The 1,329-nt window shown below is 64.9% G+C and carries 1 protein-coding gene and 1 pseudogene; both read right to left on the reverse strand.

The features are described 5' to 3' along the window. Positions 1 to 34: 34 nt before the first annotated feature. Positions 35 to 336, reverse strand: a pseudogene (locus ACLQ24_RS29670) (DUF4158 domain-containing protein). A gap of 86 nt (positions 337 to 422) precedes the next feature. After that, positions 423 to 974, reverse strand: coding sequence for a dihydrofolate reductase family protein (locus tag ACLQ24_RS29675; RefSeq protein WP_425895042.1), 552 nt, complete (start codon positions 972 to 974; stop codon positions 423 to 425). Between the last annotated feature and the right edge of the window lie 355 nt (positions 975 to 1,329).

A 1,329-nucleotide genomic window follows, 5' to 3' on the forward strand; every position in this document is an offset into this window, starting at 1 on the left:
GGGGCCGAACCGCCTGTAGCACCCTCAACCAAGATCAGATATTTGGCGGGCTGGGACAGCTACCCAAGCGCGGGGCCAAGTACCGCTTCACAGATGACGGATCGTCGATCTGCAGCTGCACCGCCAGGTAGTCCACCACCGACGTCGGCACGTCCAACGGGTCCGCCAAGAACCGGCCCACGTGACGAACCGTCACCAACTGTAAGGCGAACCCAACCGTGAGTGCGTCCCACGATGCTCCGCGACCAGGTCACGATCCGCGTCATCAAGGAAGAAGAACCGCTCCAGCGTCTCCCGGTCCAGCGGCGTCTCGGCGTACCTGCCGAACCCGTCCATCTCCGCCTGCGACAAGAAGCTCACCGATGACGACACAACCGATCACCGTACGCGGTACCCTTCCACGTCACTAGACCTGATCATGCCTAACGGGACTTTTCCGAGCGTTGGTCCTCAAGGGCCGGCAGCACGCGCACGCTGTCCTCGGACGCCGCGAACGTCGCGGGCGTCGACCCGTCCGGGAAGAGGCGCTTTCCGCTTCCGACGACGACCGGATACTGCAGCAGCCGGTAGCGGTCGACGAGTCCGGCCTCGTGCAACGTTTGCACGAGCTGCCAACTGCCGTACACCTGGAGTTCCCCGCCCGGGCGTTCCTTGAGCCGACGCACCGCGTCGACGATGCCGGTGCGCAACACCGTCGTCGAGTTCCAGTCGGCCTCCTCGTCCGTCAGCGTTTCGCTGACGACGTACTTCGGCAGGGTGTTCAGCTTGGTGGCGATCAGGTCGTCGGGCGCGGTGACCTTCGGCCAGTACCCGCCGAGCAGGCCGTAGCTCGTGCGGCCGAAGAGGAAGGCGTCGGCCGCACGGAACCAGCCCTCGACGACCTCGTTGGTGTGCACGGACATGTGCGGGACGAGCCATCCGCCCCGTTCGAAGCCGTCCGAGCGGTCCTCGTCCGGGGCACCCGGCCCCTGCATGACGCCGTCGAGGGCTCACGAAGACGTTGACGCTGAGCAGCACGTTTCGGCCGGACGATGCTCGAACCGTAAGGCCATGACCCCTCCGTCGTCGTGGTCTGCTGATTCAGGCGATGCCCCGGCCCAGGTCATCGGCATGCGCGGTGATCCAACTCGCGTCGCGTTGGTAGAGCCTGACGTGACTGCGAATGTTCTCCTGTCCCTGATCAGCCCGGCTCTCGGTGAAGGCGGCGAGGTCGTGTAGTCGATCGACTGCGACCTGGAGGATATGCGCTGGTCCTAGGGCCTGTCTTGTGGATCATGGTTGGTGGGGTAGGAACATCACGGGTGTCCGGAGTGTTACCCGAGCGCTATG

This window comes from Micromonospora sp. DT4, assembly GCF_049841675.1.
Classification (GTDB): domain Bacteria; phylum Actinomycetota; class Actinomycetes; order Mycobacteriales; family Micromonosporaceae; genus Micromonospora.